This is a genomic window from Ruegeria conchae (assembly GCF_000192475.1).
Taxonomy (GTDB): Bacteria; Pseudomonadota; Alphaproteobacteria; order Rhodobacterales; family Rhodobacteraceae; genus Ruegeria; species Ruegeria conchae.
The window spans coordinates 76,746-101,625 of record NZ_AEYW01000003.1 but is presented as its reverse complement, the minus strand read 5'-3'; the positions used below and the strand labels follow the sequence as shown (position 1 = coordinate 101,625).

Sequence of the window (24,880 nt, the reverse complement as noted above, 5' to 3'; positions counted from 1 at the left end):
GCCGATCAGTTCGAGACATATCCTGCGATCACCTGCAGCAGCTTGAAGGCTGTGGCAGCATCATTTTCGACCACGGCCAGGAATTCTTCTTCACCAATTCGCAGACAGGACAGGTCCGTTTCTGCCACCATGCTCAAGGCCCGTGGCTCTTTACGGATCAATCCGAGCTCACCAACCAAAGCACCCGCGCCAACGGTTATGATAAGTTGGTCGTCCTCGCCCGAACGCGGCAGATAAAGACCCGCTTCGCCCTCGAGGACGACATAGGCCCCATCGGTTGGCTGGTCGTCCTTTAGGAACACCACCTGGCCGGCCTTGGCCTCGAACCAGCGCGCACCAAAGGCCAGCAGGCGGAGCTGACGGCGGTCAAGACCCGAGAACAACGGTGTTTGTTCAAGCGCTCGCAATTTGCGACTCAGGTCGGCAGATGCAGCGCTGTCACCCTCGACGTCGGTTGGGCCTTCGCCAGTCACGACCCGACCCTGACGAATTTCGACATGCATGTCGAAAACATCTGGATTTTCGAACGTATCATTCAAGTAGATTACCGTAGTTTCGGGCAAAAGTTCACGCAGATTTTTGTAAACCGCGACCTGCGTTTCCATGTCATAGCTGGCCAACGCAGTTTCCAGGATCAAAATATCGGGCTTTTTGATTGTTGCGCGCGTAAAGGCCAAGGGTTCAGCAAACACCGCCGGCAAGTTCTGACCACCAAGTGAAACCGGCACATCATAGATCAGTTCAACCACCAACGGACGCGCGCCATTTTCAGCCAACGCATCGACGATCAGTTTGCGTGCCTCATCGGTTCGCGCACCACCGATCTGGCTGACCTTACCGAATAACGCATTTTCCATGACAGTCAGGCCAGGCGCAAAGGCGTTCTCATTCAAAGGCACAAAAACATCGTGCAGAGGTTCCAGCAATTTTTCCGAGTGGCTGTGGCGAAGCTCGAGGATGCGATTTTTTAGCTCGTCCGAAAACGCAGGACCGATCTGTTCCGCCGAGATCACAAACGGCACCGACAACAAGCTGGCCAATTGCTCGTCGTCCAAGCCCTGTGTGCCTTCATTGCGGGTTTGCTCAACCAATTCGACCGCAGCCTCGTAGGTTTGAGCCTCAAGCCCGAGTTTGCGGAACAATGGGTGGTCGGTTCCATCCAATCCGAAGATCTGGCGCAGCATTTCAATCACGTCACGGGTCAGACTGACCAGAGTTTCATCCAGCCCCAGTTCACGCAATTGACCCAGAAACACGGTTTGGCGCGCCAAAAGTTGTTGATTGACTGGCACGCAGGGCGTCGCGAACAAGAGGTTTTCAGCAACCGGTAATGCGGGGTTATAAGTGGACCGGTCAAAAACCAAAGCTTGCTCGGCCAGACCAGCCTCGCGCACTGCCTGTTGCACCAATGGCCGCAGCTCGATCAGTTTGGCCGCCAACTGCGGATGTTCATTGGGATCAAATGCCTGTTCTGCCCCGCGCTGAAACAGAGCGGCACCTGAACCCATGCCGTCTATCAACTGCAGCCACCATTCACGCAACTGATCGGTATCGTCAAAACCGGCCAATCCCGGATCAAACCATTTGGTATCTATTGGATCTGCGCTGTTACCCGCGCGCAGCGTTTCCGCAAAATTCGGATCATCAGATGAGGTGGACAATGGGCGGGGGCGCATCGGCATAATCACGTTCTCGCCCAACGTACCCTGAAACATCACCGGCCGAGAGGTAGCCAGACCGATCCGCGCTGCCACAACACTTTGATGCAGGCCTGCCATATTGATGCCGCCGATTTCGATCCGTCCAGAGGTCGGTGCAATCTCTCGGATCAGCAATTCGGTCAGTGCATCACGATCTTCTTCGCTGGTTGCCGAGATACCAATGGTCTTGCCGGCCGGAAAAGTCAGGTTCAGATCGTCAAGCACCTGATTGCCATCAATATCGCGAACCGAGACCCGGTCCAGCACGATATCACCATTCAAATGGGGGCGTTCAGAAGGCTCGCCTTCGAACAGCGCCTCGTCAATCATGCCTTCCGGTGCGAATCGCTCGATCACAACATCCCAACGCAGCGACATGTCCTGCGTTTGGTTGTAGTAAGTCAGCAGTTCCTTCCAGGGAGAGCTCAGGTCTTTGTAGGCGGCCAGCGCGGCCACCAATGCGCCCAAAGAAACCGATCCCTGCAATACCAGCAGGCCTCCGACGAGATAAAACATGAAGGGAGTCAGCTGCGAGATGAAGTTGTTGATGAACTTCATAAAAAACTTTTTCTGATAGATCTCAAAGCGGATGGCGAACAACCGCCCCAACTGGTCCGAGATCATCGCACGACGATACCGCCAGCCCCCATTGGCACGCAAAGTCGATGCACCGGCGGCATTCTCACCGATCTGGGCGGCCAGTACGCGGACCTCCTGGATGCGCTTCTTGTTCAGCAAATTGATTTGACGCTGCAGTTTGGGGATCAACCAGGCCTGTAAAGGAATCAAGGCGACGGCAGCCAGACCGAACCAGACGCTTTGCAGAAACAAAAAGGACAGAATCGTGATCATCTGACCCGCCTGCAGCACAGGCTGACTGATCGCATCCCCCATCAAGCCCCCCATGGGTTCGCTTTCAGCGGTGACCATCGACACCATTTCGCCCTGGCTCACACGCTCAAAATAGGGCTGCGGAAATCTAAGCGCGCGATTGATCAACTGATACCGAAATCGACGCAGCATCCGTTCGCTCAAAACACCCTTCATGGTGTTGATGCGCATTTTCATTAGGCCATGCGCCAGCACCGCAGCCAGAAAGGCAAAGCAGAGAATCGTCAGGAATGCAGTTTGTGTCAGGCTATATCCCCAAACGTCGACGATCTGACTGGTCGCGCCGATTGCATCATTGATGATGCGTTTGGGGAGCTCCAAGGTGAGATAGAGTAATGGAAATAGCGTCGCCGTCACGGCCAGTAGAATCAGCTGATCGCGTTTGGAGTATTTCCAGATGAACCGAAAGATCGTTCGCTCGATTGAACCCGCCCCTACTAATGACCCACCGCTCAAATCACTGATTTTGGTGTGAATACAACGGCACGAATTTACCGCAATCGTATCCTCAGACGCAAATGAAAATCCGATTTGCGCTTATTTCGCGTTGTGTGAACAAGTTCATTTGCGCGGCAGGCCATTACCCCCTAATCTTCTGATTCAGGACGATATCGGGAGGATTCATTTGCCTGCCAACTTTGGCGCTGTGTTTCTGTTGCTCTGCCTGCTTCAGATCAAGCACATGTTCGCCGATTATTATTTACAGACGCCCAAAATGCTTTCCGGGCGTGGCACGTATTTCCACATGGGACGCGCGCAACATGCAGCTGTGCATGTTGTGGGATCGGTTATTATCTTTGCGCTCTTTCGTGCGCCGATAGAATTTATTCTGATCATTGCTGCATTGGAATGGATCGTGCATTTCCACATAGATTTCGCAAAAGCCAATTACTCAGATCGCAAACAGCTACAACCCAATCAGGCAGCTTTCTGGCGCGCTGCTGGTCTGGATCAATTGCTTCATAACCTGACCTATATCGGGATGGCCTGGGCTTGGGTGGTCTTCGCAGCCTGAAGCTTAAGGCACGATCGGTTGATTTCTTTTGATTGTACGCAACACCACATTGGTCTGCGCACTGGCAACGGCTGGCAGTCGAAACAGGAAGTCCTCCAGAAACGTATTGTAAGCCGCCAGATCTCGGCAAAGGACACGCAAGTGGTAGTCCGCCTGCCCCGTAGTTGCATAGCATTCCTGGATTTCGGGGCTTAGTTCCACCGCTCGGATGAAGTCGACGATTTTGTCCGGATCGTGTCGCGTCAGATGCACATGTACGATTGCTTCGAACGTCAATCCCATCGCCGGCGGATTCACCAAGGCACCATAGCGTTCGATTATCCCTGCGTCTTCAAGAGCGCGCACTCTGCGCCAAAGCGCCGAGGCCGACATCCCCACTGTGTCGGCTAAATCTGCATTCGAAATTCGACTGTCATTCTGCAGCAGCGTCAGAATTCGGCGGTCTCGGTCATCTAGAGTAATCATATTGGATGTTCTAATCTGTATTTTGATCTATTGTGAGTTTTTTTCCAAAATATCGTATCTCGGCACACAAAATGGAACGGTTAACCATTCGAACTGGGTTAAAATTTCCTCAACCAAAGGCATAATCCCATGGACCCGATGCAATGAGCCACCTCGACCGAAATATTCGCACCTATCAACTCGACGATCGCTATTCCCTAACTCAAGGCCGGGTCTTTTTGACGGGCACTCAGGCCCTCGCGCGGATCATGATGGATCAGGCGCGGCGCGATCGGCAGGCAGGTTTGAATACATCAGGTTTTGTCTCTGGCTATCGCGGATCGCCACTGGGCGGGTTGGACCTAGAGCTGTGGCGCGCCAAAGAGCGATTAATAGCTGACAGAATCACCTTCATGCCCGCTGTGAACGAGGACCTGGGCGCAACAGCCGTACTGGGCGCTCAGCAGGCCACGTTGGACCCACATTGCGAAGTCGAGGGCATCTTTTCGATGTGGTACGGCAAAGGCCCTGGCGTCGACCGCTCAGGCGATGCGCTAAAACATGGCAATGCTTATGGTTCCGCCCCGAAAGGCGGCGTGCTTGTGGTGGCGGGCGACGACCACGGTTGCGTCAGTTCGTCGATGCCGCACCAATCGGACGTGGCCTTCATGGCGTGGTTTATGCCCACATTGAACCCGGCCTCGGTCGAGGAATATCTGGAATTCGGCGAATACGGATTCGCTCTTTCCCGCTTTTCGGGCACGTGGGTCGGGTTCAAGGCGATCTCGGAAACAGTCGAAAGCGCGCGTTCGGTCGATCTGCGCCCGGACCGCAGTTTCACCCTACCCCGGATCGATCTGCCAGAACGCGGCTTGCATGTGCGGACAGCCGACCTGCCCTCGCCTGAAATCGAGACCCGCATACAACACAAGCTGCGTGCCGTCCGGGCATTTGCCGAAGAAAACCCCATCGACCGGCGCATCTATGACATCGACAACGCCAAGTTCGGATTTGTGACCACCGGCAAAGGTCACCTTGATTTGATGGAGGCGCTGCGTCTACTCGGCCTTGATGAAGCCGCTTGCCGCCGCTTGGGGATCGACATCTACAAAGTCGGCATGGTCTGGCCGCTGGCCCGCCGCAACGCGTTGCGCTTTGTGAAAGGCAAGGCCGAGGTTCTGGTTGTCGAAGAAAAACGCGGCATCATCGAAAGTCAGTTTAAAGAGTACTTCTATGACTGGCCCGGCGATAAACCCCATAAGATGGTGGGGAAGTATGACAGTCACGGCGAGCCGCTGATCCCGTGGACCGGGGAACTTAGCCCATTGATGCTGGCCCCCATAGTGGCCGCCCGCCTTGACACGTTCTTTCCAGAAGAAAACCTGCCCGCCAAGGCACGGGCTTTAACCGAGACACCTCCGCCCGAAATCAATGTCTCGGGCGCGACGCGGACGCCTTACTTCTGCTCGGGATGTCCTCATAACACTTCGACCAAAGTTCCCGACGGGTCCACCGCTGCTAGCGGGATCGGCTGCCATGTCATGGCCTCGTGGATGGATCGCGAGACGGTCGGCTATGCCCAGATGGGAGGAGAAGGCGTGCCTCACGTGGTGGCCTCACAATTCAATGGCGGCAAGCATATCTTTCAGAATCTGGGCGAAGGGACGTGGTACCATTCAGGTTCTCTCGCGATCCGTCAGGCGGTCGCGGCCGGAACGAATATCACGTATAAAATCCTCTACAATGATGCGGTCGCAATGACCGGAGGGCAGCCGGTGGACGGGCCCGTCAGCGTTGCAGGCATCGCGCAAACCTGCCGCGCCGAGGGGGTCGAGCGGATCGCACTGGTCTCGGATGACATCACCAAGTTCGGCCGTGCTGAATTCCCTGCGGGAACTACATTTCATGACCGGGCAGAAATGGACAGCCTGCAACGCGAGCTGCGCGACATACCCGGTGTCACCGTTCTGATCTACGAACAGACTTGCGCGACCGAAAAGCGACGCCGCCGCAAGCGCGGCATGATGGAAGACCCACAGAAATTTGTTTGGATCAATGATCTCGTCTGCGAAGGCTGTGGCGATTGTTCGGTGGCATCGAACTGCCTTAGTGTCGAACCGCGTGAAACGCCGCTGGGCCGCAAGCGCAAGATTAATCTGAGCTCCTGCAACAAGGATTTCTCGTGCCTGAACGGGTTCTGCCCCAGTTTCGTGACCATTGAGGGCGCAACTCGGCGCAAGCAGAGCGTCGATCTGGATCTTGATGCGCTTGAGGCGGGACTGCCCCTGCCCTCAGCCGCATCTCTGGGGTCCCCCTTTGATCTGTTGGTGACAGGCGTCGGAGGCACCGGGGTGGTTACGGTCGGAGCCTTGATCACCATGGCGGCGCATCTAGAAGGTAAGGGGGCTTCGGTTCTGGATTTCACCGGATTTGCGCAGAAATTCGGAACCGTACTGAGCTACATCCGCCTCGGTAAAGAACCTGATACGCTCAACCAGGTGCGCATTGATCAGGGCGCTGCAGATGCTGTGATCGGATGCGATGTGGTTGTAAGCTCGGCCCCCAAAGCATCGGCTCACTATGCGCCGGGGACGCGCGTCGTTCTGAACCGGGCCGAGATGCCTACCGGAGATCTTGTGCTGCATCGTGATGCCCAACTACGGGTTGACGCGCGGGAGCAGGCGATTGCAGACGTAGTGGGTGCGGAAAATTTAACCAGCCTTGACGCAAACGCGATGGCCGAGGCGCTGTTAGGCGGTACGGTCTTCGCCAATGTCATTATGTTGGGCTATGCTTGGCAAAAGGCGCTGGTACCTGTGTCACACACCGCGCTGTCGCAGGCAATTCTTCTAAACGGTGTCGCGGTCAAAAAGAACCGGCTGGCTTTTGCCCTTGGACGGTGTTTGGCAGTTGATCCGGAACGCGTTCAGGGATTGGCTCAACCGACCGAGACAGAGGACACACTGGACCAGTTGATCGAGCGGCGGGTTGCCTTTCTTACTGACTATCAGGACGCCGAATATGCCAACCGCTACGCACAGCGGATCAAGGCGCTCCGATCGTCAAAGTCTGATATCTCGGACCGCCTTGTTGAGACGATTGCTCGAAATCTGTTCCGTTTCATGGCCTATAAGGACGAATTTGAGGTCGCCCGACTGCAGACATCCCCGGACTTTTCCGCGGAACTCTCACAGCAGTTCGAAGGAGATTACAAAACCAAATACCATTTTGCCCCGCCGCTGCTGAGTTGGCGCAAGGATGAGCGCAGGCGACCGGTCAAGATTGCGTTGGGCGCATGGATGCACCCGGTTCTGCGTGGTCTTTCACGGTTGCGCGGATTGCGCGGATCACCTCTGAACCCGTTCGGATATCACGCCGAAGCGCGGCTGCACCGTAATATCCTAAATTGGTTTGAAGAGCTTCTGAACATGTATCAGACCAATCCGACAGCACGATCAGAAGCGGAGTGGTTGCGCGCGTTCTCGGCGGCGGACCAGATACGAGGGTTCGGACCGGTACGCGAAGAGAGCTTCGAAACAGCGCGCGCGGAGGTGTCTTAACCGAGAACCGAAAAGCTGCTTTCGGTATTGATGGGCCGTTTGCGGGAATAAAATCCGGTGTCGATAGTCCGGCCTAAATAGGGCAAATCGAACTGCAACGGATTGGCATCATGATCTGCGCCGCCTTCGACATAGCCGATCAAAGCGGTCATCATCTTGCCCGCGATCGGAGCATTTTTGTATTGGTTCCCGCTGGTGCCGCAGGCCATGTAGAACCCCGGAAGGCTGGATTTATCATAGATCGGAATCCAATCTGTCGATGCATCGTACAAATCCACGACGCCCCGGGTGCGCGAGGGTATCCCCAGGCTGGGAACGCGTTGCGCGTAACGCATGGCTTGTGTTGTCCACTGGTCTGTAAAGTCTTGGTTATAATTCACGTCATCTTCGCACCACTGATGCGGATCGCACGCCGGGTCTTCCGAGCCGATCAGAATGTGGTTGCCATGCTCAGGGCGGCAATAAAGGGCGATGTCGCTATCTGAGACAATTGTTCCTTGTGTCTCAAAATCAAACCCTTCGGGTGCCGGTACATGCACGACTTCCTGCCGCAGCGGGCGGGTCTGGATGGTCATGTCACCCAGAACCCCAGCCATTTCGTTAACAATTGCCGACCCGGGCCCAGCGACGTTTACAACCACTTTGGCATGGATCTCTTCACCCGAGGTAAGTTTGACGCCCGCAACGCGGCCCTCGCTGGTCAGTATTTCACGCACCTCAGCGCCGGTGCGAACGTCAGCACCATGCAACTTCGCCGCATCCATCAGGTTTTGGGCCGACAACGCCGGATCTGTCACATATCCCGCGTTCGGCCAGAAAACCGCGCCTTGAACATGTGCCCCGTTCGATTGCCCAAACTCTGGATCATCCATGCGCCGCGCCGGAGCGAAGCTGTCTAACGCGTAAATCGGCAGATGTTCCGTGATCTTCTCCGGTGTCCATTCTTCAAAAGGACAATCCAGTTCGGTACTGTACTTCTTATGGTTTTCAAGAAATCCATTGGCCTCCGTCTTCATGACCATACAGCCGGTTTCACGGAACTGTGCCAGATTGGCATCATCTGACAATCCCAGATAATCTGCCCAATCACGCCAATAATGGTATCCCTCCCAGGCGAAGGCCGTACCATCAAAAGTCGAATAATGCATCCGAACGATGGCGCATGAACCGGCGGTCGATCCATGCCCAACTTGCGTATTGCGGTCCAGTGACAGAGTTTTCCAACCCGCCTTAGCCATCTCGAAGGCGATGGCAGCCCCAATTACGCCGGTTCCGATAATGATTGCATCAGGTTGGCTCATGTCCTGTCCTCTCCCAAAGGCGTTTCGCATAGTCGCTGAATTCGGATACTTCTTCGGGTCGCGGCTCAACCCCAGTGAAGACGTAAAGATAGTGTGGTACCATCGATAGCCTGGTCGCCATCGGCTCGTTCAACTGCGCCAGATCATATCCGATCTGCATATAGTACAGTACGCGTGCACGAGTCTCGGCTTCGGTCTCATCATAGTTGAAACGGATGAACATCGTGCGCAATGCTGCCAGACGTCTCGCGTCGGATTGATCCAACATGCGTCGCACCTTTCCCGATCGTCGTGCCCAATCTCGAACGGCAAAATCAAGCGCCGTATCAAAAAGCTCTGAGTTCACGACACAACGCTGAACATTGCAAACAGCCGCCGTTATCGTCTCTGCAGGCAGTTCGGATTGTGCGATCAATGCTGCCGTGTTGGTTGCCTGCCATCGCGCCAGCAACGCATCCAACAACTCCTGCCGAGACTTGAAGTACCAGTAGAACGAGGAGCGCGAGACCGCCATACGTTCCGCCAGGTTCATGACCTTCACCTGCTCGACCCCATCCGAGATCAAGACGTCCATGGCGACGTTCAACCAGTCATCACGTGTGACCTTGATATTGCCGGTCAAGGGTTCAGCTTCCGGATCGTCCCGGTGGAGGATTGGTTTTGTGCTCATTCAACTCTCCGGCGGTGCACCGCCTGCTTTCGTGCGACGTGCGATGAATTCATGCAACGCGCCAAGGCGGCTCACATCCTGGGCCGGGGCTTCGAAATTCGCTAGAATTTCTTTCCAAACGCCTGTCGCCCGGTGATTTGCGTCGACCGAACCACGCTCGGTCCAAGTCCCGAAATTGGCGTAGTCATGAATATGTGGCTCGTAAAATGCAGTGTTGTAGCGTTCCATCGTCTGGCTGGTCGCGAAGAAATGCCCGCTGGGTTCAACTTCGCTCAGCGCGGAATCGAAACCTATCTCTGAATTACCTGCCTGCGCTCCGGCGCAAAGTTCGGCCACCATGTTCAGGACTTCTGCATCACAGATCATCTTTTCGAAGGACACCGTCAGGCCACTTTCAAGCCAACCGGCTGAGTGAATGATCACTGTCGCTCCGGACATTAGGCAGCCCCAAAGACCGAACTGGTTCTCGTTGGCTGCCTGTACGTCATTGATGTTCGAAGCCGACCCTGCCGCCGATCGCCAAGGCAGGCCTAAGTATCGTGCGAGTTGCCCCGCGGCCAACGACGCCTGAAAATGCGAAGGCGTTCCAAACGCAGGCGCACCGGATTTCATATCAACGTTGCTGGTGAAGGTCCCATAGCACACTGGCGCGCCGGGGTTTGCTAGCTGCGTCAGGGTCAAAGCCGCGAGCGCCTCGGCATGCGACAGGGTGATGGCCCCCGCAACAGTGATTGGCGCCATCGCGCCCATCAGAGTAAATGGGGTGATGATCGACATCTGCCCGTGGCGCGCAAAATCGATCAGCCCCTGCGCCATCGGAATATCCAGCGTCCGCGGGCTATTGGTGTTGATAATCGTGTAACAATGCGGATTGCCCCGAAACTCATCATCGCTTAGCCCGCGCGCCATGGACAGCATCTCAAAACAGTCCATCACCTGAGGCGTTCCGCGCGAGAAGAAGAAGGGGAATTTGTCCGTCAATTCCATTTGCGCTTGGGTGGTGAAATAGTGCCTGACGTTGGTGGGCACGTCCTGCGGTTCGACCTGAGGCGAGATCATCTGGAAGACATCAAAATGATGCGTGAGCTTGAGGAACTCCAGATAGTCTTGCCCGTTCGCAGGCCTGCGCCCGCGCTCCAGGTCAGTCGCATTCGGAGCACCAGCCCCGGGTTGGAACACCAAAGAACCGAGCTCCAGCGTGAAATCCCTGCGCCGCGCCCCGGCGCGGCAGGCAATGGATTTCGGGGCCGACGCCATCGCAGCCTCGACCATGTCGCGCCCGATGAAGACCATCTCATTATCTTCATTCACACGCGCACCACCCTGCGCATAAATCCTGCGCGCCTCGGGCAGCAGGACCTTCACACCCAATCCTTCCAGCGTGCGCAAGGCCGTCTCGTGCATGTCAGCAATCTGATCCGCCGGAAATACCTCCATCTGCGGAAACGGATTGCGCAGCTGACGATAATTCACGTCACGACTGGGTTGCGGGGCTGCCTCGGCCCCACGCCCTCGGCGACGGCGTCTTCCGGCCTCTGCTTCCATGATCAACCTCGCATCGCTTTGCCCTGCGGGTCGTACGGCGACGGCTCAACCACGCGGGCTGGGCGTTCAACGCCGACCACATGCACCGACAGCTCTGTCCCTGGATTAGCCTTGTCGCGATCTACCAGAGCCATGGCCAGGGACTTGCCGGTGTAGTGCCCAAAGCCTCCCGACGTCACAAAACCCACACGTTCGCCGCCTGCCCAAATGGGTTCATACCCGCTGGCATCCGCGTCCAACGCGTCGACCTCAAGCGTCACCTGTACCTGCGCTGGTCCGTTGCCATCGCGCTCGGCCAGCGCCGCATCTTTGCCGACAAAATCCTTGTCCCAGTCGATCCAGCGATCCATCCCGGTCATGCCGGGTGTATAGAGCTGGGTGAATTCTGCAGACCAGATACCAAAGCTCTTCTCAAGCCGCGTCGACAGCATCGCGTTGAAACCGCATTCGCGGATTTCCTCATCGGCCCCGGCCTCCAACAGCATACGGCGTAGCTTGATATGGTCGCCATAGCGGCAGTTGATCTCGTACCCCTTCTCGCCCGTCACTGACATCCGGGCAACGCGGGCGCGGACCAGTCCAATATCGAAGTCGCCACAGCCCATGAATTTCAAGCCCGAGATTTCCTGTTCTGCCAGTTTCGCGACCACGGTCTCTGACCTCGGCCCAACCACGGCAAATCCACAGTATTCTTCACCCAGATCGCGGACCGTGACGCCATCCATCATGTGATCATCGAACCAACGCATATGCCAGGCACGCAGATAGTAGCTGCCCATGATCCACCAGGTGCCATCGCCCCAGTTGAGCACAGTCAGATCACCCTTGAGCCGTCCGTTCTCGCCCAGCATTGGAGCCAGTTTAGCCCGACCCGGCGCGGGGAGTTTTGAGGCCATGACTTTGTCGAGCCACGCCTCGGCATTCGGACCTGAGACCTCAAACCGCGAGAAACCCGAGATATCAAGCAGGCCCACACCTTCGCGGATGGCCTTGCACTCCTCAGCCACGATGTCATGCGCGTTGGACCGCTTGAGCGTCGGCGTCTCCTCGAACCCGTTCGGCGCGAAATAAAGCGGCACTTCAAGGTCCCAGCTAACACCCCATTTACAGCCTGCCTCGGTCATCGCGTCATGGGCCGGAGCCATTTTCAGCGGGCGGCCTGCGGGCAGTTGCTCGTTCGGGTAGGTCATCACGAACCGGCGCGAATAGAACTGTCCCGTTGTCTCGCGGATATAACGTTTGTTCTGAGCGAAATCGCCATAACGTGCCACGTCCATCGGCCAAGCGTCGGCTTCGGGCTCGCCATGGATCATCCACTCGGCCAGCGTCTTGCCGACGCCACCACCCTGCAGGAACCCGGCCATCACCGCACAGGCTGACCAATAACCGCGCTTGCCCGGGACCGGACCGACCAACGGGTTGCCATCAGGCGAGAAGGTAAACGCGCCATTCACCCATGTCTTGATGCCGACATTCTGGATCGACGGATAGCGTTCAAAGCCCAGCGTCAATTCGTTCTCGATCCGGTCAAGCTGTTCCTGAAACAGCTCTTCGCCGTAATTCCAAGGCGCACCGTCCATGGCCCAGTGTTCATGATCGACTTCGTAGATGCCAACCAGAACACCCTTCTGGTCCTGCCGCATATAGGTAAAACCTTCGAGGTCGACAGTCATCGGCATCTCAAAATCAGCCTCGGCGACCTCAGGCACTGTATCAGTGATCAGATAGTGGTGTTTGAGTGGCGACACCGGCAGTTCCACCCCTGCCATACGGCCCACCTGCTTGGCCCAGAGACCTGCGGCATTGACCACATGCTCACACGTGATGGTGCCCTTGTCGGTCACAACTTCCCAACCATCCGCGGTCTGCGTCAGGCGTTCGACCTTGGTTTCCTCATAGTACTCGGCTCCGCGCTTTTTAGCCGCCGTGGCATAGGCCTGAACTGTTCCAGTGGTGTCGATATAGCCTTCGCGGTCCGCCCACATTGCGCCTAGCACGCCGTCGGTTGACATGATCGGGCAGCGTTTCTGCGCCTCCTCCGGCGACAGCAACTCACAATCGTCAATGCCGATGGACTGGAAGATGCGGTAGTTGGCCTGCAGCCACTCCCAACGTTCGGGCGTGCCTGCCAGCGTCAGGCCACCGGTCATGTGTAGGCCGATATTCTGGCCCGATTCCTTTTCAATCTCGCTGAGCAAATCGATAGTATAGGCCTGAAGCGACGCCATGTTGGGATCGGCGTTCAGCGCATGGATGCCACCCGCCGCATGCCAGGACGAGCCCGAGGCCAGGCGCCGACGCTCCAACATCACCACATCCGACCAGCCGAACTTGGCAAGGTGATACAGAACCGAAGCGCCCACAACGCCGCCGCCAATTACCACTACGCGATACTGCGATTTCATCCCAACCTCCCTGGATGACTCGCTGGGGACGCTAGACGCACTGTTCACTTCTGTCTAGACATTTCTGTACAGTTCTGTGCCTTGTATAAAAACGCGCGTTAAATCCGGGCACTTGGTCGCGCGCGGATGGAATCAAACCAAGCTTGTGTGGCTGTGTTGTCGTCAGGAATGCGCATCTTGATGACACGTGCAAAATCGACAAATACAAATGTGGTGATGTCAGCGAGCGTGAACGCGCCCCCTGATACGAAATCATTTTCGCGCAGACGGGCCTCTAGTAAATCAAAAAACGCGCCCACCCGTGCAGTTCCGCGCTGCGCTAGTTCGGGAATCTGCGCATAGTTCGCGGGGCCTGTAATGGCGCGGTCTTTGAACGAGGGATGGGTATTGCGCAACGTCTCGGCAATCGGCGCACCGCATTGCTGCTCGGCAATGGCGTTCCACATCAGAACTTTGCCCTTTTCATCCTCTGTTCGACCCATCAACGCAGGCTCAGGAAAACGCGCTTCGAGATAGGCTGCAATGCCGAGATTTTCGGTGAGCACAGAACCTTCATCCGTGATCAGCACCGGGATCGTCGCGCCGGGGTTCACCGCCCGAAAGGCATCACTCAGTTGCTCGCCACTTGCGATCGAGATTTCGCGCGTCTCAATATTCAACCCTTTCTCTGCAATAAACATCCGGGCACGGCGTGGGCTGGGCGCGGTCGAGCAATCATAGAACAGCATTTGACGATCCCCTCTGAGGCTTCACACCCCAAACGTTAGACCGCCCCAGTGCTACAGCGCGAGTCCGATCACAAATTGACCCCACGGCAGATCAGCGTTGATAGATGAAGCAGCGACCCTCAACCGCACCACTAGGCAGCGGCAGCTCGGTCAGATCCTCGAAATACATACGATCACTCGAGACCATCAGCCCACCTCGCGCCAATAGCGGCTCGATCAAAGGTGAGACGAGACGGGCAAATGTATCGTTCTTTTGCCGGTTATGTCCTCCTAGATCGGCGTGGATCAGACTGGCCGACGCGCCAAACTGCGCGACTGATGCGGGTAGCGTTTCACGCACGTCACCCAAAATTACGCGATCATCGGGCGGGGTTGAATCGGGGTGCGAGGCGACCGCACGTTCAAAAACATAAACTGGGCGGTCCTTTATATGCTGAACCATGTGATGATAAGTGCGCCCATTTCCCAGCCCAAGCTCAAATACCGGGCCTTCATGCCCGGTGGTCTGCGCGATTGCATAATCCAAACAAGCACGCTGCGAGACCATGCGATCAATGAACAAATCTAGACGACTTTGAGCTTCCGGCACAACGATTACCCCTATTTGTAAACACGGCACCTTACGTGTGCCTTTCGATCAGGTAGTGACAAATTCTCAAGGGAATGTGTAGGCGCACCGCCAAGAATTCACGATTCCGCGACGTTTCAGGTGCAGAAGGTGTTTGACTACCTCGCCCGAACCGCGCGAAACTACGAAAAAAGACAGGGAGTTCACAAAGCCGATGTTAGCTAGCGGCCAGACGGGTGGAAAACCCGCATGAGTGCGTTGTTGTCCGTTCGGAATCTCAGCATCGGCTTCGGCAAGGGTCCTTCCGTGGTTCAAGATGTCAGCTTTGATGTCGAGCCTGGACAGACACTTGCATTGGTTGGTGAATCTGGATCGGGCAAGACGATTTCGTGTCGCGCTGCTCTGCGCATCCTGCCCCGTACTGCTCAAATCCGTAGCGGTACGATTACCCTGAACGATTCCAGAGGCACGGCGGAGTTAACTCAACTCAGTGAACGTCAAATGCGTGACATTCGAGGCAATCGGGTGTCGATGATCTTTCAGGAGCCGATGCGCTCGCTCTCTCCGCTTCACAAAATTGGAAACCAGGTCAGCGAAGTTCTTTGGCTGCACCGCGGCGCATCTGAATCTGAGGCACGCAAAGAAGTACTGACGCAATTTGAACGGGTGGGCTTTCCCGACCCGGCCCGCGCCTATGACAGCTATCCGTTTGAATTGTCCGGTGGCATGCGACAGCGGGCCATGATCGCGATGGCGATGGTTTCCAAACCTGAATTGCTCATCGCGGACGAACCAACCACTGCGCTGGATGTAACAACTCAGGCGCAGGTTCTTGGGCTCATCAAAGAACTGCAGCGTGAAACCGGTATGGCGCTAATTCTGGTCACGCATGATTTGGGTGTCGTCGCCAACATGGCCGAGCAGGTTGTTGTCATGCACAAAGGTCGTGTGATGGAGGCCGGTCCAGCCGCCCTGATCCTGAACGACCCGGCCCATCCCTACACCCAGCAACTGTTCGATGCAGCACCAGAAATACCTGACCAGGATGCGGTGGGCATGCCGATGCCCGATGAAGACCTGATATTGCAGATGACCGGGGTTTCGAAGACCTACACGATGCGGTCCAGCAAAGGCTGGAGAGCCGACAAGCTGATCCACGCTTGCCGCGGTGTCGATATGAAGCTGGCGCGCGGCAAAACACTTGCAATCGTAGGCGAAAGCGGATCGGGCAAAACCACCGCAGCGCGTATCGCTCTGGGTGCCGAACTGCCGGACCCTGGCGGAGAAGTGCTGTTCCGGACAAACAAGGAAGCCGAGCCGCTCACAGTTCACAACATGACGCGTGCTGAGCGTACTGCCTTCCAGCGCAAGGCGCAGATGGTGTTTCAGGACCCCTACAGTTCACTTAGCCCCCGAATGCGCATTCAGGATGCGATGACCGAACCGTTGGAAATTCACCGCCTCGGGACAGTGGCCGAACAGCGCGACAAAGCAGCCGAAATGTTACAGAGGGTCGGACTGAACGCGGACATGCTCAAACGTTATCCGCACGCGTTTTCAGGCGGGCAGCGGCAACGTCTGTCTATCGCCCGCGCGATGATGTTGGACCCGGCTTTGATCGTTTGTGACGAGCCTACTTCGGCCTTAGATGTATCTGTGCAGGATCAAATTTTGACCCTGCTCGAAAACCTGCAAGACAGTCTGAACCTGTCTTACCTGTTCATCTCGCATGATCTCGCCGTTGTCGCGCGCATCGCTGATGAAGTTGCCGTAATGCGTCGGGGGCTGGTGGTTGAACAAGCCCCACCTGAAACTCTCTTCTATAATCCACGTCATCCTTACACAAAGGCATTGATCGCCGCCCAGCCCGAACCGGATATCAATCGTCCGATAGACCTGAAACTGGTTGCTTTGGGCGCGGGTTCGCCCGACAGTTGGGATGACGCCTTTCGATTTTCCGACACCGTGATACCCTCGCTGGTAGAGTTGGAGCCCGGCCATAAGGTACGTTGCCATGTTTAAGACCACTCATCGTTTGTTTCTGGCGACCGCGCTGGTCGTTGCAGCAGGTCTGCCCGCCACGGCAGAAATCCCGGCCAATCTTCAGGAAATCCCCTACTGGGAAGCCGAAGTTGAAGGTGGAAAGCTGCCACCTGTCGCCGACCGCATTCCGCAAGACCCGCTAATCGTTGATCTGGCCGCAAAGGGGCGCGATTTCGGAACGCCCGGCGGAACGTTGCGAACCATGGTTACCCGGTCCAAGGACATTCGCCAGATGGTGGTCTATGGCTATGCGCGGCTTGTCGGCTTTGACCATGAATACAACATCGTGCCTGATCTGCTGGCCTCTTTCGAAAACGAAGACAATAGCAAGTTTACCTTGAATTTACGCCCTGGCCACAAATGGTCGGACGGCACTCCGTTTACGTCTGAGGATTTCCGATATTGGTGGGAAGACGTCGCCAATAACGAGTTGCTCAGCCCATCAGGCCCACCTGATTTTTTGCTGGTTGAAGGTAAGGCTCCCACTGTCACTTTCCCTGACGAAACGACCGTCGTGTTCGAGTGGGCAAATCCGAACCCGGATTTTCTGCAATCTCTTGCACAGGCACGCCCACCGTTTATCTACCGCCCATCAGAATTTCTCAGAAAATACCACGAGAAGTTTGCCGATCCTGAAGAACTGGCTTTTCAGGTCGAAGACGCACGGGTCAAAAGCTGGGCGGCGCTGCATAACAAGTTGGATAACCTGTACAAATATGACAATCACGAATTGCCCACATTGCAGCCCTGGCTCAATGCAAGCTCGGGCAAGAAAATCCGGCACAGCTTCATCCGCAACCCCTACTATCACAGGGTTGATTCAAAAGGAGTGCAGCTCCCTTATATCGATGTGGTCGAGATGGAGATTGTTGCCCCAGGTCTTGTCGCGGCCAAGACCAACGCGGGTGAAAGTGACCTACAAGGGCGTGGGCTGGCATTCCGCGACGCATCGATCTTGAAAAAAGGCGAAGCGCAAGGAGACTACAAAACGCTCTTATGGAAGACCGGGGTCGCCTCCCAAATCGCCATCTATCCCAACCTGAACTTCGAAGACGAAGCCTGGCGCAACGTATTGCGTGATGTGCGCGTCCGCCGGGCCCTTTCCCTCGCAATAGACCGCAAAACGATCAATCAAGCGCTCTATTTTAAGCTAGCCCATCCCGGCGCGATGTCGGTTTTGCCTGCGTCGCCATTCTATGACGAAGCAAATGCAAAGGCTTGGGCAGACTACGACGTCGATATGGCGAATGCGCTGTTGGATGAGGCTGGATTGACCGAGCGTGACAAGGACGGTATTCGCCTTCTACCGGACGGGCGTCCGATGGAGTTGATCATTGAAACTGCCGGCGAACGGCAGGAAGTAGAAAATGCCCTCCAAATCGTTACGGATACCTGGCGCGAGATCGGTGTCGAACTTGTCATGCGCCCTTTGGATCGGGACATTCTGCGCAATCGGGTCTTCTCGGGCAACACGATGGCCTCAGTCTGGTTTGGCTGGGATGACGGCATCCCGCAATTGCACACCTCACCTGCCTATCTGGCGCCTACTGATCAGGTCTTTCTGGCCTGGCCCAAGTGGGGGCAGCATTACCAGACAGCTGGAGGATCAGGCGAGCCACCAGACATGCCCGAAGCCGAACTTCTCATGAAACTCGCGCATGACTGGGAAATCGCCACAACTGATGAAGAGCGCGCGGCAGTCTGGACTGAGATGCTGAAAATTCACGCGGATCAGCTGTTTGCCATTGGTATTCTTAACGGCGCACCGCAGCCCATCGTTGTGTCAAACCGGCTGAAGAACGTGCCCGAACAGGCCATGTGGGCCTGGGAGCCCGGTGCGCATTTCGGCATTCATCGTCCCGACGAGTTTTTCTTCGCCGACTGATCAGGAGCAGCTAAATGGTCATGCTGCGCTATGCGGTGTATCGCTTTTTCACGATGCTGCTGACGCTGTTGGTGGTGTCGGTACTGATCTTCGTGATCATCAACCTTCCCCCAGGCGACTATCTCAGCAACCAGATCGCTGAGTTGCAGGCCTCGGGCCAGTCTGCGGGCGTGGCCAAGGCCGAGTTTCTGCGCAAAGAGTATTCTCTGGATCGTTCGTTGCCGGAACAATATCTGATCTGGATAGGCTTCTGGCCCGGCCCGCACGGGTTCGAGGGTCTCTTGCAGGGCAATTATGGCTGGTCATTCGAATTTGACCGCCCCGTGCGCGAGATCGTGGGTGATACGCTCTGGTTGACTGTCGTGGTTAATCTGGCTGCCATTCTATTCGTCTATGCTGTGGCCCTGCCGCTGGGTGTTCTTGCGGCGGCCAAATCAAGAACATGGATCGATTATACCTCTGCTTTTGTTGGGTATCTGGGCCTTGCGACTCCAAACTTCCTGCTGGCACTGATCCTGTTCTATTACGGCCATCGCTACTTTAACCTGCCAATTGGCGGCCTGATGGACCCTTCCTTTGAGGGTCAACCGATGAGCTGGGACAAGCTGAAATCCATCCTTGTTCACCTGATCGTTCCGACCTTCGTCATCGGCACCTCGGGCGCTTCGGCTATGATGCAGCGCCTGCGTGCCAACATGCTGGATGAGCTGGGCAAGCCTTATGTTGAAACCGCTATCGCCAAGGGGATGGCCCCGTCGCGGATGTTGACGAAATACCCGCTGCGGGTGGCCTTCAACCCCTTTGTTGCCGATATTGGCAACCTACTGCCTTCGATGGTTTCAGGTTCGGTTCTGGTCTCGGTTGTTCTGGGACTGCAAACCATCGGGCCAACATTGCTAACCGCGCTTAAAACACAGGATCAGTTCCTGTCTGCTTTCATTCTGATGTTCGTGGCCTTGCTGACGCTAATTGGTACCATGATCTCGGACATCCTGCTGGTCATGCTTGACCCGCGCATTCGGTATGAGGGGCGAGAAGCATGAGTGAACGCCCCGATGGTCGCTATGTCGACGAAGCTCCGTTTGATCCGCAAGCCTCGCTCCAGCAGCTTGAGCGTGCAGATCTCGATGCCCCCAATTGGGTCTTGGTCTGGCGCAAGTTCAGAACACACAAGCTGGGTCTAATTTCAGGTATATTCCTGCTGCTGTGTTATCTGATGCTACCCTTCGCGGGATTCATCGCCCCCTATGGACCGAACGACAGAAACGGTGAGCACCTCTATGCCCCACCCCAGTCTGTCAACTGGTTCCACGAGGGCGAATTCATAGGTCCTTATGTCTATCCCATTGTTGCAGAAGCGGACCTTGAAACCTTCCAATGGAAGTTCGTACCCGACACTGAAGACCCGCGCCCGATCCAGTTCTTCTGTGAGGGCTCCGAGTACAAACTGGCAGGCCTGATAAAATCCGACACCCACCTGTTTTGTGCACCTGAAGGCGCGACGCTGTTCCTATGGGGCTCGGACCGCTTGGGACGTGACGTCTTCAGTCGAATTCTTTACGGCGCACAATTGTCGCTGACCGTAGGCCTGATCGGCATCTCAGTGTCTTTCTTCCTCGGCATCCTGTTCGGATCAATGGCAGGGTATTTTGGTGGGCGCATCGACTGGGTCATAAACCGTGTGATCGAAATTTTGCGTTCCCTTCCGGAACTCCCGCTTTGGCTGGCTTTGTCTGCAGCCGTGCCTTCGAATTGGAGTCCTGTTGCAGTCTTCTTCATCATCTCGATCATTCTCGGCATACTCGACTGGCCCGGCCTTGCCCGATCCGTACGCGCCAAATTCCTTTCGTTACGGGAAGAGGAATATGTTCGCGCCGCCGAGATGATGGGCGCAAGCTCGGGTCGCGTGATCCGCAAGCACCTGCTTCCGAACTTCATGTCGCACCTGATTGCCTCAGCCACACTGTCGATACCAGCGATGATCCTCGGTGAAACCGCGCTCAGCTTCCTTGGTCTTGGCCTGCGCGCACCGGCAGTCAGCTGGGGGGTCATGCTAAATGACGCGCAGAACCTTGCTTCGATCGAGATCTACCCGTGGACGGCGATTCCGATGCTACCAATCATCGTAGTCGTGTTGGCCTTCAACTTCCTTGGCGACGGACTGCGCGACAGTCTGGACCCCTACCAGCAATGAGCCTGCTATCCGCCCTCCCTTCAACTGACACATATCGGGTCAACGGGGCGGGCGCGTTGCCCAGCGCTTTTGCAGTCTCGGAACTGGCAACGGCCAGTTTTGCTGCTGTTGGTCAGGAAATGTCACGCCTTGTGACTGCGCTCAACCTGTCGCCAGAACCGCCGGGTGTTTCCGTGGACCATCGGTTGGCTTCTTTATGGTATGGCTACTCATTCAAACCTGACGGATGGGACATACCCAACCTTTGGGACGCGATCGCAGGAGACTATCAGGCCTCAGACGGTTGGATCAGACTGCACACCAATCTGCCGCATCACCGCACTGCTGCATTGAATGTACTAGAGGTCAACCCTGATCGGTCATCGGTTGAACGCGCGATCCGAGTCAGAGCCATTTCGGAACTCGAATCCGCAATTGTCGCCGAGGGTGGGGTTGCTGCCGCGATGCGCAGTCGTGCAGAATGGCATGACCATCCGCAGGGACGTGTACTCGCACGTGAACCATTGATCGGCTGGCAAGGCCCACGGAATATCAAGCTACGCGACCGGCCACAGGCGACCGTCGAGCGCCCCCTTGCAGGGCTACGCGTGCTCGACCTCACACGAATACTGGCAGGGCCGGTTTCTACAAGAACACTTGCGGGTTTTGGGGCCGAAGTCCTTAGGATCGACCCTCCTGGCTGGGATGAGCCTGGCGTCATTCCCGACATCTCACTGGGCAAGCATTGCGCCTATCTGAATCTGAAATCACCCGCGGGAATTGGACAACTTCAGGAACTTCTCAGACAAGCTGACGTATTTGTTCATGGGTATCGCCCCGGTGCCCTCGACGCGCTTGGATTGGCTAAATCCAAGCGTGATCAGCTTGCCCCCAACAGGGTCGAGGTCACATTGGACGCCTATGGCTGGCAAGGTCCATGGGCCACACGCCGGGGTTTTGACAGTCTGGTCCAGATGAGCGCCGGGATCGCGCACGCAGGAATGGAATGGGCCGGGGCCGGCGATCCAACCCCGCTACCTGTGCAAGCACTCGATCACGCGACTGGATACTTGATGGCTGCTGCTATTCTTTCGGCTCTGGCCGAGGCTGCATCCGGTCAAGCCGTCATGGATGCTCGGCTTTCGCTTGCGCGAACTGCAGAACTACTCGCCACTCTCGCCAAAAGCGATACTGAAGTGGTTATCACCGGTGCATTACCTGCAGACTATTCGGATGTGCAAGAACATTCCGGATGGGGAGCAGGTCACCGTTTGAAACCAGCACTGACTGTAGGCACTTCCAAGATGCGATGGTCCCTACCCGCCTCAAAGCTTGGATCATCAGAACCTGTCTGGCCCTCGCTCGCCACGTAGACCAACCGCCGCGCGGAGCACGGCCCCGCCCAACGCTTTGTATGGCGTCTCATTCGAGACGCCGCTCAAAGAGGCGGGAGCCGCCTTAGCGATCGTCGCCGCCGGGCCCGATATCATCCAGATAATCCTCGTCAATCGCAGCCTGAACAGCGCCTGTAACCGCTTCGCGCTGTTTTGGCGTTAAGTCTTCTGTCTCTTTGCCGTCTGCCAATCTAACGGTGACCTCGCGATGCGCGAACCGAATACCTTCGCGGGCAAACAGTTCACGGATATCTTGATATACTTTCTTGCGCACCAGCCACTGATCGCCTGGTTTGGTCATGAACTTGACCCGGATAATCATCGCCGAATCCTGCATCTCGATCACACCCTGAGATTTCAGAGGCTGGATAAAGTTTTCTCCGATCACCGGATCACTCAGCAATTCCTGACCCAATTTTTTGATCAGCTTCCGTACTTTTTCGACATCCGTGTCATACGTCACACGCAACGGCAGCTTCATGATCACCCAATCGCGCGAGTAATTGGTCAGCACCTTGATCTCACCAAAGGGAATCGTGTTGAGCGCGCCCAGATGGTGTCGCAACTGGAAGGACCGAACCGAGATCTTTTCAACCGTTCCCTTCACATCGCCGATATCGATATATTCACCTTTACGGAATGCATCATCCATCAGAAAGAACGCACCCGAAAAGATATCGCGCACCAGCGTTTGCGACCCAAATCCTACGGCCAATCCTACAACACCAGCACCCGCAAACAGCGGGCTGACATTGATCCCAAGTTCCATCAATACAATCAGCGCGATGGTGACAACGACCACAGCCAGGATCGCACCGCGAAACAGGGGAAGCAATGTCGCAAGCCGGCTCTGTCCACCTTCGCCCCCTTCATCGCCAAGCTCGGCATCAGCGGCACCATCATCAACCTCTTCTGCAATCTTGCTGTCGATCCAGACCCGGAAAAAATGAAACAGAATGTAGCCGATGAACAAGATCACCATCACATCAAGCGCTCGCTCGATGGGCAGATCATCGCTCCAGTTGGCTTGCGGATTCCAGATCACGACCAGCGCGTATAGCCCCACCACAAAGGCCAGAATACCGGCCACCCTTCGGGCAAGATCTTCGTAGGTCAATATGGCGTGTTTGCGCTTTTCAGCCTCGGGTGTGACAAGCGCTGCAGCCTCACCTACCTCGGCCTCATCTGCTTCGGTATTCAGTTCCGCGATCTGACGATTGCGATCAAAGTAGCGTTCCAGCAAATAGTTCATCGCACCATATGCAACGACCACTGACATGAATATTGCATAGCTGCTGGCTACGATCGGGACGGAATCCTCGATCTCCAAAACCAGATCAACTGCTAGCTTGAACCAGCTGAACACGATGTAGAGCATCAATACCGGCGCCCAGGCGAACGAGATAAATCGTAATATCCACGAAACTTGTTCGGGCATACGCCCGCCACGGATCGCATGAGAAATCGCGCGGGCATTGAACAGTATCATCAAGAGATTGCCCAGCGCACCGGCCAGAGTCAGGCTGCCATAAACCAAGGCATAAACATTGTAGTTCAGTCCAAAATCCGCAACCCAAGTCGAGAAAAGCACGACCGAGATATCAAACGTCGCGATTGCCGACGCCCACCGGTATAGCCGCTTGGCGTCCCGATCGGAAAACGGGGGCAAACGGTACTGGTTGAGAAACGGTGACAAGATCATCCGCCACAAGTCCGCAACCGTGCGCGACAGGAAGAATGCAGTAAAAATCGCGGTGACAGTGAATTGAATGGATATATCCTCGGCTTCGCCAAAGAACAGATAACCCACGATCAGCGCCATCAGCATCGCAAAGATCGTACCACCGATACCCATTACGAAGCGGTAAACCAAGAAAGGCATTTTTTCGCGATAGCCAACGGGGTTTTCCTTGATGCGGGCAACAACCCAGCGCTTGGCGATACGCTTTCCGTAAATCTCGGTCGATAACCAGCGTCCCAGCAGAAGAAAAACAATGTTCCAGGCCAAGACCTCGAAATAGGTCTGAATACGGCCATCCGGGCTGGTTTGTCTCAGAACGTACTGCACCTCAAAAACCGAATACGGAAGCGCTTCTAAACGCGAGCGCACAGATTCCCGAAATTTCGAGAACCGCTCCTGAGCCTTCATCAGTTGAGACCCTTCCGCCATCGGGTCAGCAACCTCGGGATCAGATGTTGCCCCGCCATTATTGGCTGACGAAACCACCTGTCCCGCGCTGTCGATTACGATGACACTTGCACCAGCTTCAGAAGCCGCGCGGATCGCAGCTGCCAGATCGCCCTCTTCTGCCGAACTTGATGTGCTGGTTTCTTCGGACGATCCAATTGGATATCCCGGGATAAGCGAGGTTTGCGCCTCTGCTTCGGGTACGCACGCAAGGATTGCGGCCCAAAGCACCAGAAACAGCCCGGCCAGAATATTCGTTTTCATAGTGTCTCGCACCCAAATCACAGTTGCCGGCAAGACTACAGAAGCTTGGTCTGCTGTTCAAATCATCCGCGCACGCATAGGCATCTTTGCGAATGGCAAGTGGCCT

Annotated in this window: 16 protein-coding genes; 7 read left to right on the top strand and 9 right to left on the bottom strand. The window is 55.9% G+C overall.

Translation table 11 applies throughout. From position 1 onward, the window contains the following. Positions 1 to 5 precede the first annotated feature (5 nt). Positions 6 to 3,047 (bottom strand): ABC transporter transmembrane domain-containing protein, encoded by a 3,042-nt coding sequence (locus G7G_RS0102485; protein WP_010437968.1) that lies wholly within the window; start codon positions 3,045 to 3,047, stop codon positions 6 to 8. A gap of 169 nt (positions 3,048 to 3,216) precedes the next feature. On the opposite strand from G7G_RS0102485, the gene G7G_RS0102480 reads away from it, so the two are divergent. Next, positions 3,217 to 3,606, top strand: a complete 390-nt coding sequence (locus G7G_RS0102480; RefSeq protein ID WP_010437966.1) for a DUF3307 domain-containing protein — start codon at positions 3,217 to 3,219, stop codon at positions 3,604 to 3,606. Between the two features lie 3 nt (positions 3,607 to 3,609). Here the strand turns inward: G7G_RS0102480 and G7G_RS0102475 are convergent, their stop codons facing one another. Continuing rightward, positions 3,610 to 4,071: an Lrp/AsnC family transcriptional regulator gene (locus tag G7G_RS0102475; protein WP_010437964.1), complete on the bottom strand. Its 462-nt coding sequence runs from the start codon at positions 4,069 to 4,071 to the stop codon at positions 3,610 to 3,612. A 143-nt stretch (positions 4,072 to 4,214) separates the two neighbouring features. Here G7G_RS0102475 and G7G_RS0102470 point away from each other — a divergent pair, with 143 nt between their 5' ends. Beyond that, entirely contained in the window at positions 4,215 to 7,610 is a 3,396-nt protein-coding gene (locus G7G_RS0102470; protein WP_010437962.1) for an indolepyruvate ferredoxin oxidoreductase family protein, read from the top strand. Here the strand turns inward: G7G_RS0102470 and G7G_RS0102465 are convergent. From G7G_RS0102465 to G7G_RS0102440, 6 genes are all read right to left on the bottom strand, one after another. After that, positions 7,607 to 8,911 (bottom strand): NAD(P)/FAD-dependent oxidoreductase, encoded by a 1,305-nt coding sequence (locus G7G_RS0102465; protein ID WP_010437960.1) that lies wholly within the window; start codon positions 8,909 to 8,911, stop codon positions 7,607 to 7,609. The genes G7G_RS0102470 and G7G_RS0102465 overlap by 4 nt on opposite strands. Continuing rightward, positions 8,898 to 9,581: a TetR/AcrR family transcriptional regulator gene (locus G7G_RS0102460; protein WP_010437959.1), complete on the bottom strand. Its 684-nt coding sequence runs from the start codon at positions 9,579 to 9,581 to the stop codon at positions 8,898 to 8,900. Before G7G_RS0102460 ends, G7G_RS0102465 begins: the two co-directional genes overlap by 14 nt. After that, on the bottom strand, positions 9,582 to 11,126 hold the full coding sequence (locus G7G_RS0102455) for a trimethylamine methyltransferase family protein (protein ID WP_010437957.1): 1,545 nt from the start codon (positions 11,124 to 11,126) through the stop codon (positions 9,582 to 9,584). Between the two features lie 2 nt (positions 11,127 to 11,128). Further along, the gene (locus G7G_RS0102450; protein WP_010437955.1) at positions 11,129 to 13,531 is read right to left on the bottom strand and encodes a GcvT family protein; all 2,403 of its coding nucleotides are present in this window, start codon (positions 13,529 to 13,531) and stop codon (positions 11,129 to 11,131) included. A gap of 98 nt (positions 13,532 to 13,629) precedes the next feature. Continuing rightward, positions 13,630 to 14,259: a glutathione S-transferase family protein gene (locus G7G_RS0102445; protein ID WP_010437953.1), complete on the bottom strand. Its 630-nt coding sequence runs from the start codon at positions 14,257 to 14,259 to the stop codon at positions 13,630 to 13,632. Positions 14,260 to 14,350: 91 nt separating this feature from the next. Further along, positions 14,351 to 14,848, bottom strand: coding sequence for a class I SAM-dependent methyltransferase (locus G7G_RS0102440; protein WP_029621662.1), 498 nt, complete (start codon positions 14,846 to 14,848; stop codon positions 14,351 to 14,353). Between the two features lie 228 nt (positions 14,849 to 15,076). On the opposite strand from G7G_RS0102440, the gene G7G_RS0102435 reads away from it, so the two are divergent. From G7G_RS0102435 to G7G_RS0102415, 5 genes are read left to right on the top strand one after another with little or no spacing between them, the layout of a single operon-like run. Beyond that, complete coding sequence (locus G7G_RS0102435) at positions 15,077 to 16,849, top strand: ABC transporter ATP-binding protein (protein ID WP_010437949.1); 1,773 nt, start codon at positions 15,077 to 15,079, stop codon at positions 16,847 to 16,849. Further along, positions 16,842 to 18,755: an ABC transporter substrate-binding protein gene (locus G7G_RS0102430; protein ID WP_010437947.1), complete on the top strand. Its 1,914-nt coding sequence runs from the start codon at positions 16,842 to 16,844 to the stop codon at positions 18,753 to 18,755. The genes G7G_RS0102435 and G7G_RS0102430 overlap by 8 nt, the downstream gene beginning before the upstream one ends. A gap of 14 nt (positions 18,756 to 18,769) precedes the next feature. Next, positions 18,770 to 19,798 (top strand): ABC transporter permease, encoded by a 1,029-nt coding sequence (locus G7G_RS0102425; protein WP_010437945.1) that lies wholly within the window; start codon positions 18,770 to 18,772, stop codon positions 19,796 to 19,798. Beyond that, positions 19,795 to 20,949, top strand: a complete 1,155-nt coding sequence (locus G7G_RS0102420) for an ABC transporter permease (protein ID WP_010437943.1) — start codon at positions 19,795 to 19,797, stop codon at positions 20,947 to 20,949. Before G7G_RS0102425 ends, G7G_RS0102420 begins: the two co-directional genes overlap by 4 nt. Then, entirely contained in the window at positions 20,946 to 22,301 is a 1,356-nt protein-coding gene (locus tag G7G_RS0102415; RefSeq protein WP_010437941.1) for a CoA transferase, read from the top strand. Before G7G_RS0102420 ends, G7G_RS0102415 begins: the two co-directional genes overlap by 4 nt. Before the next feature lie 85 nt (positions 22,302 to 22,386). Here G7G_RS0102415 and G7G_RS0102410 read toward each other — a convergent pair whose 3' ends face one another. Further along, the gene (locus G7G_RS0102410) at positions 22,387 to 24,774 is read right to left on the bottom strand and encodes a mechanosensitive ion channel domain-containing protein (RefSeq protein ID WP_010437938.1); all 2,388 of its coding nucleotides are present in this window, start codon (positions 24,772 to 24,774) and stop codon (positions 22,387 to 22,389) included. Positions 24,775 to 24,880: the final 106 nt, after the last annotated feature.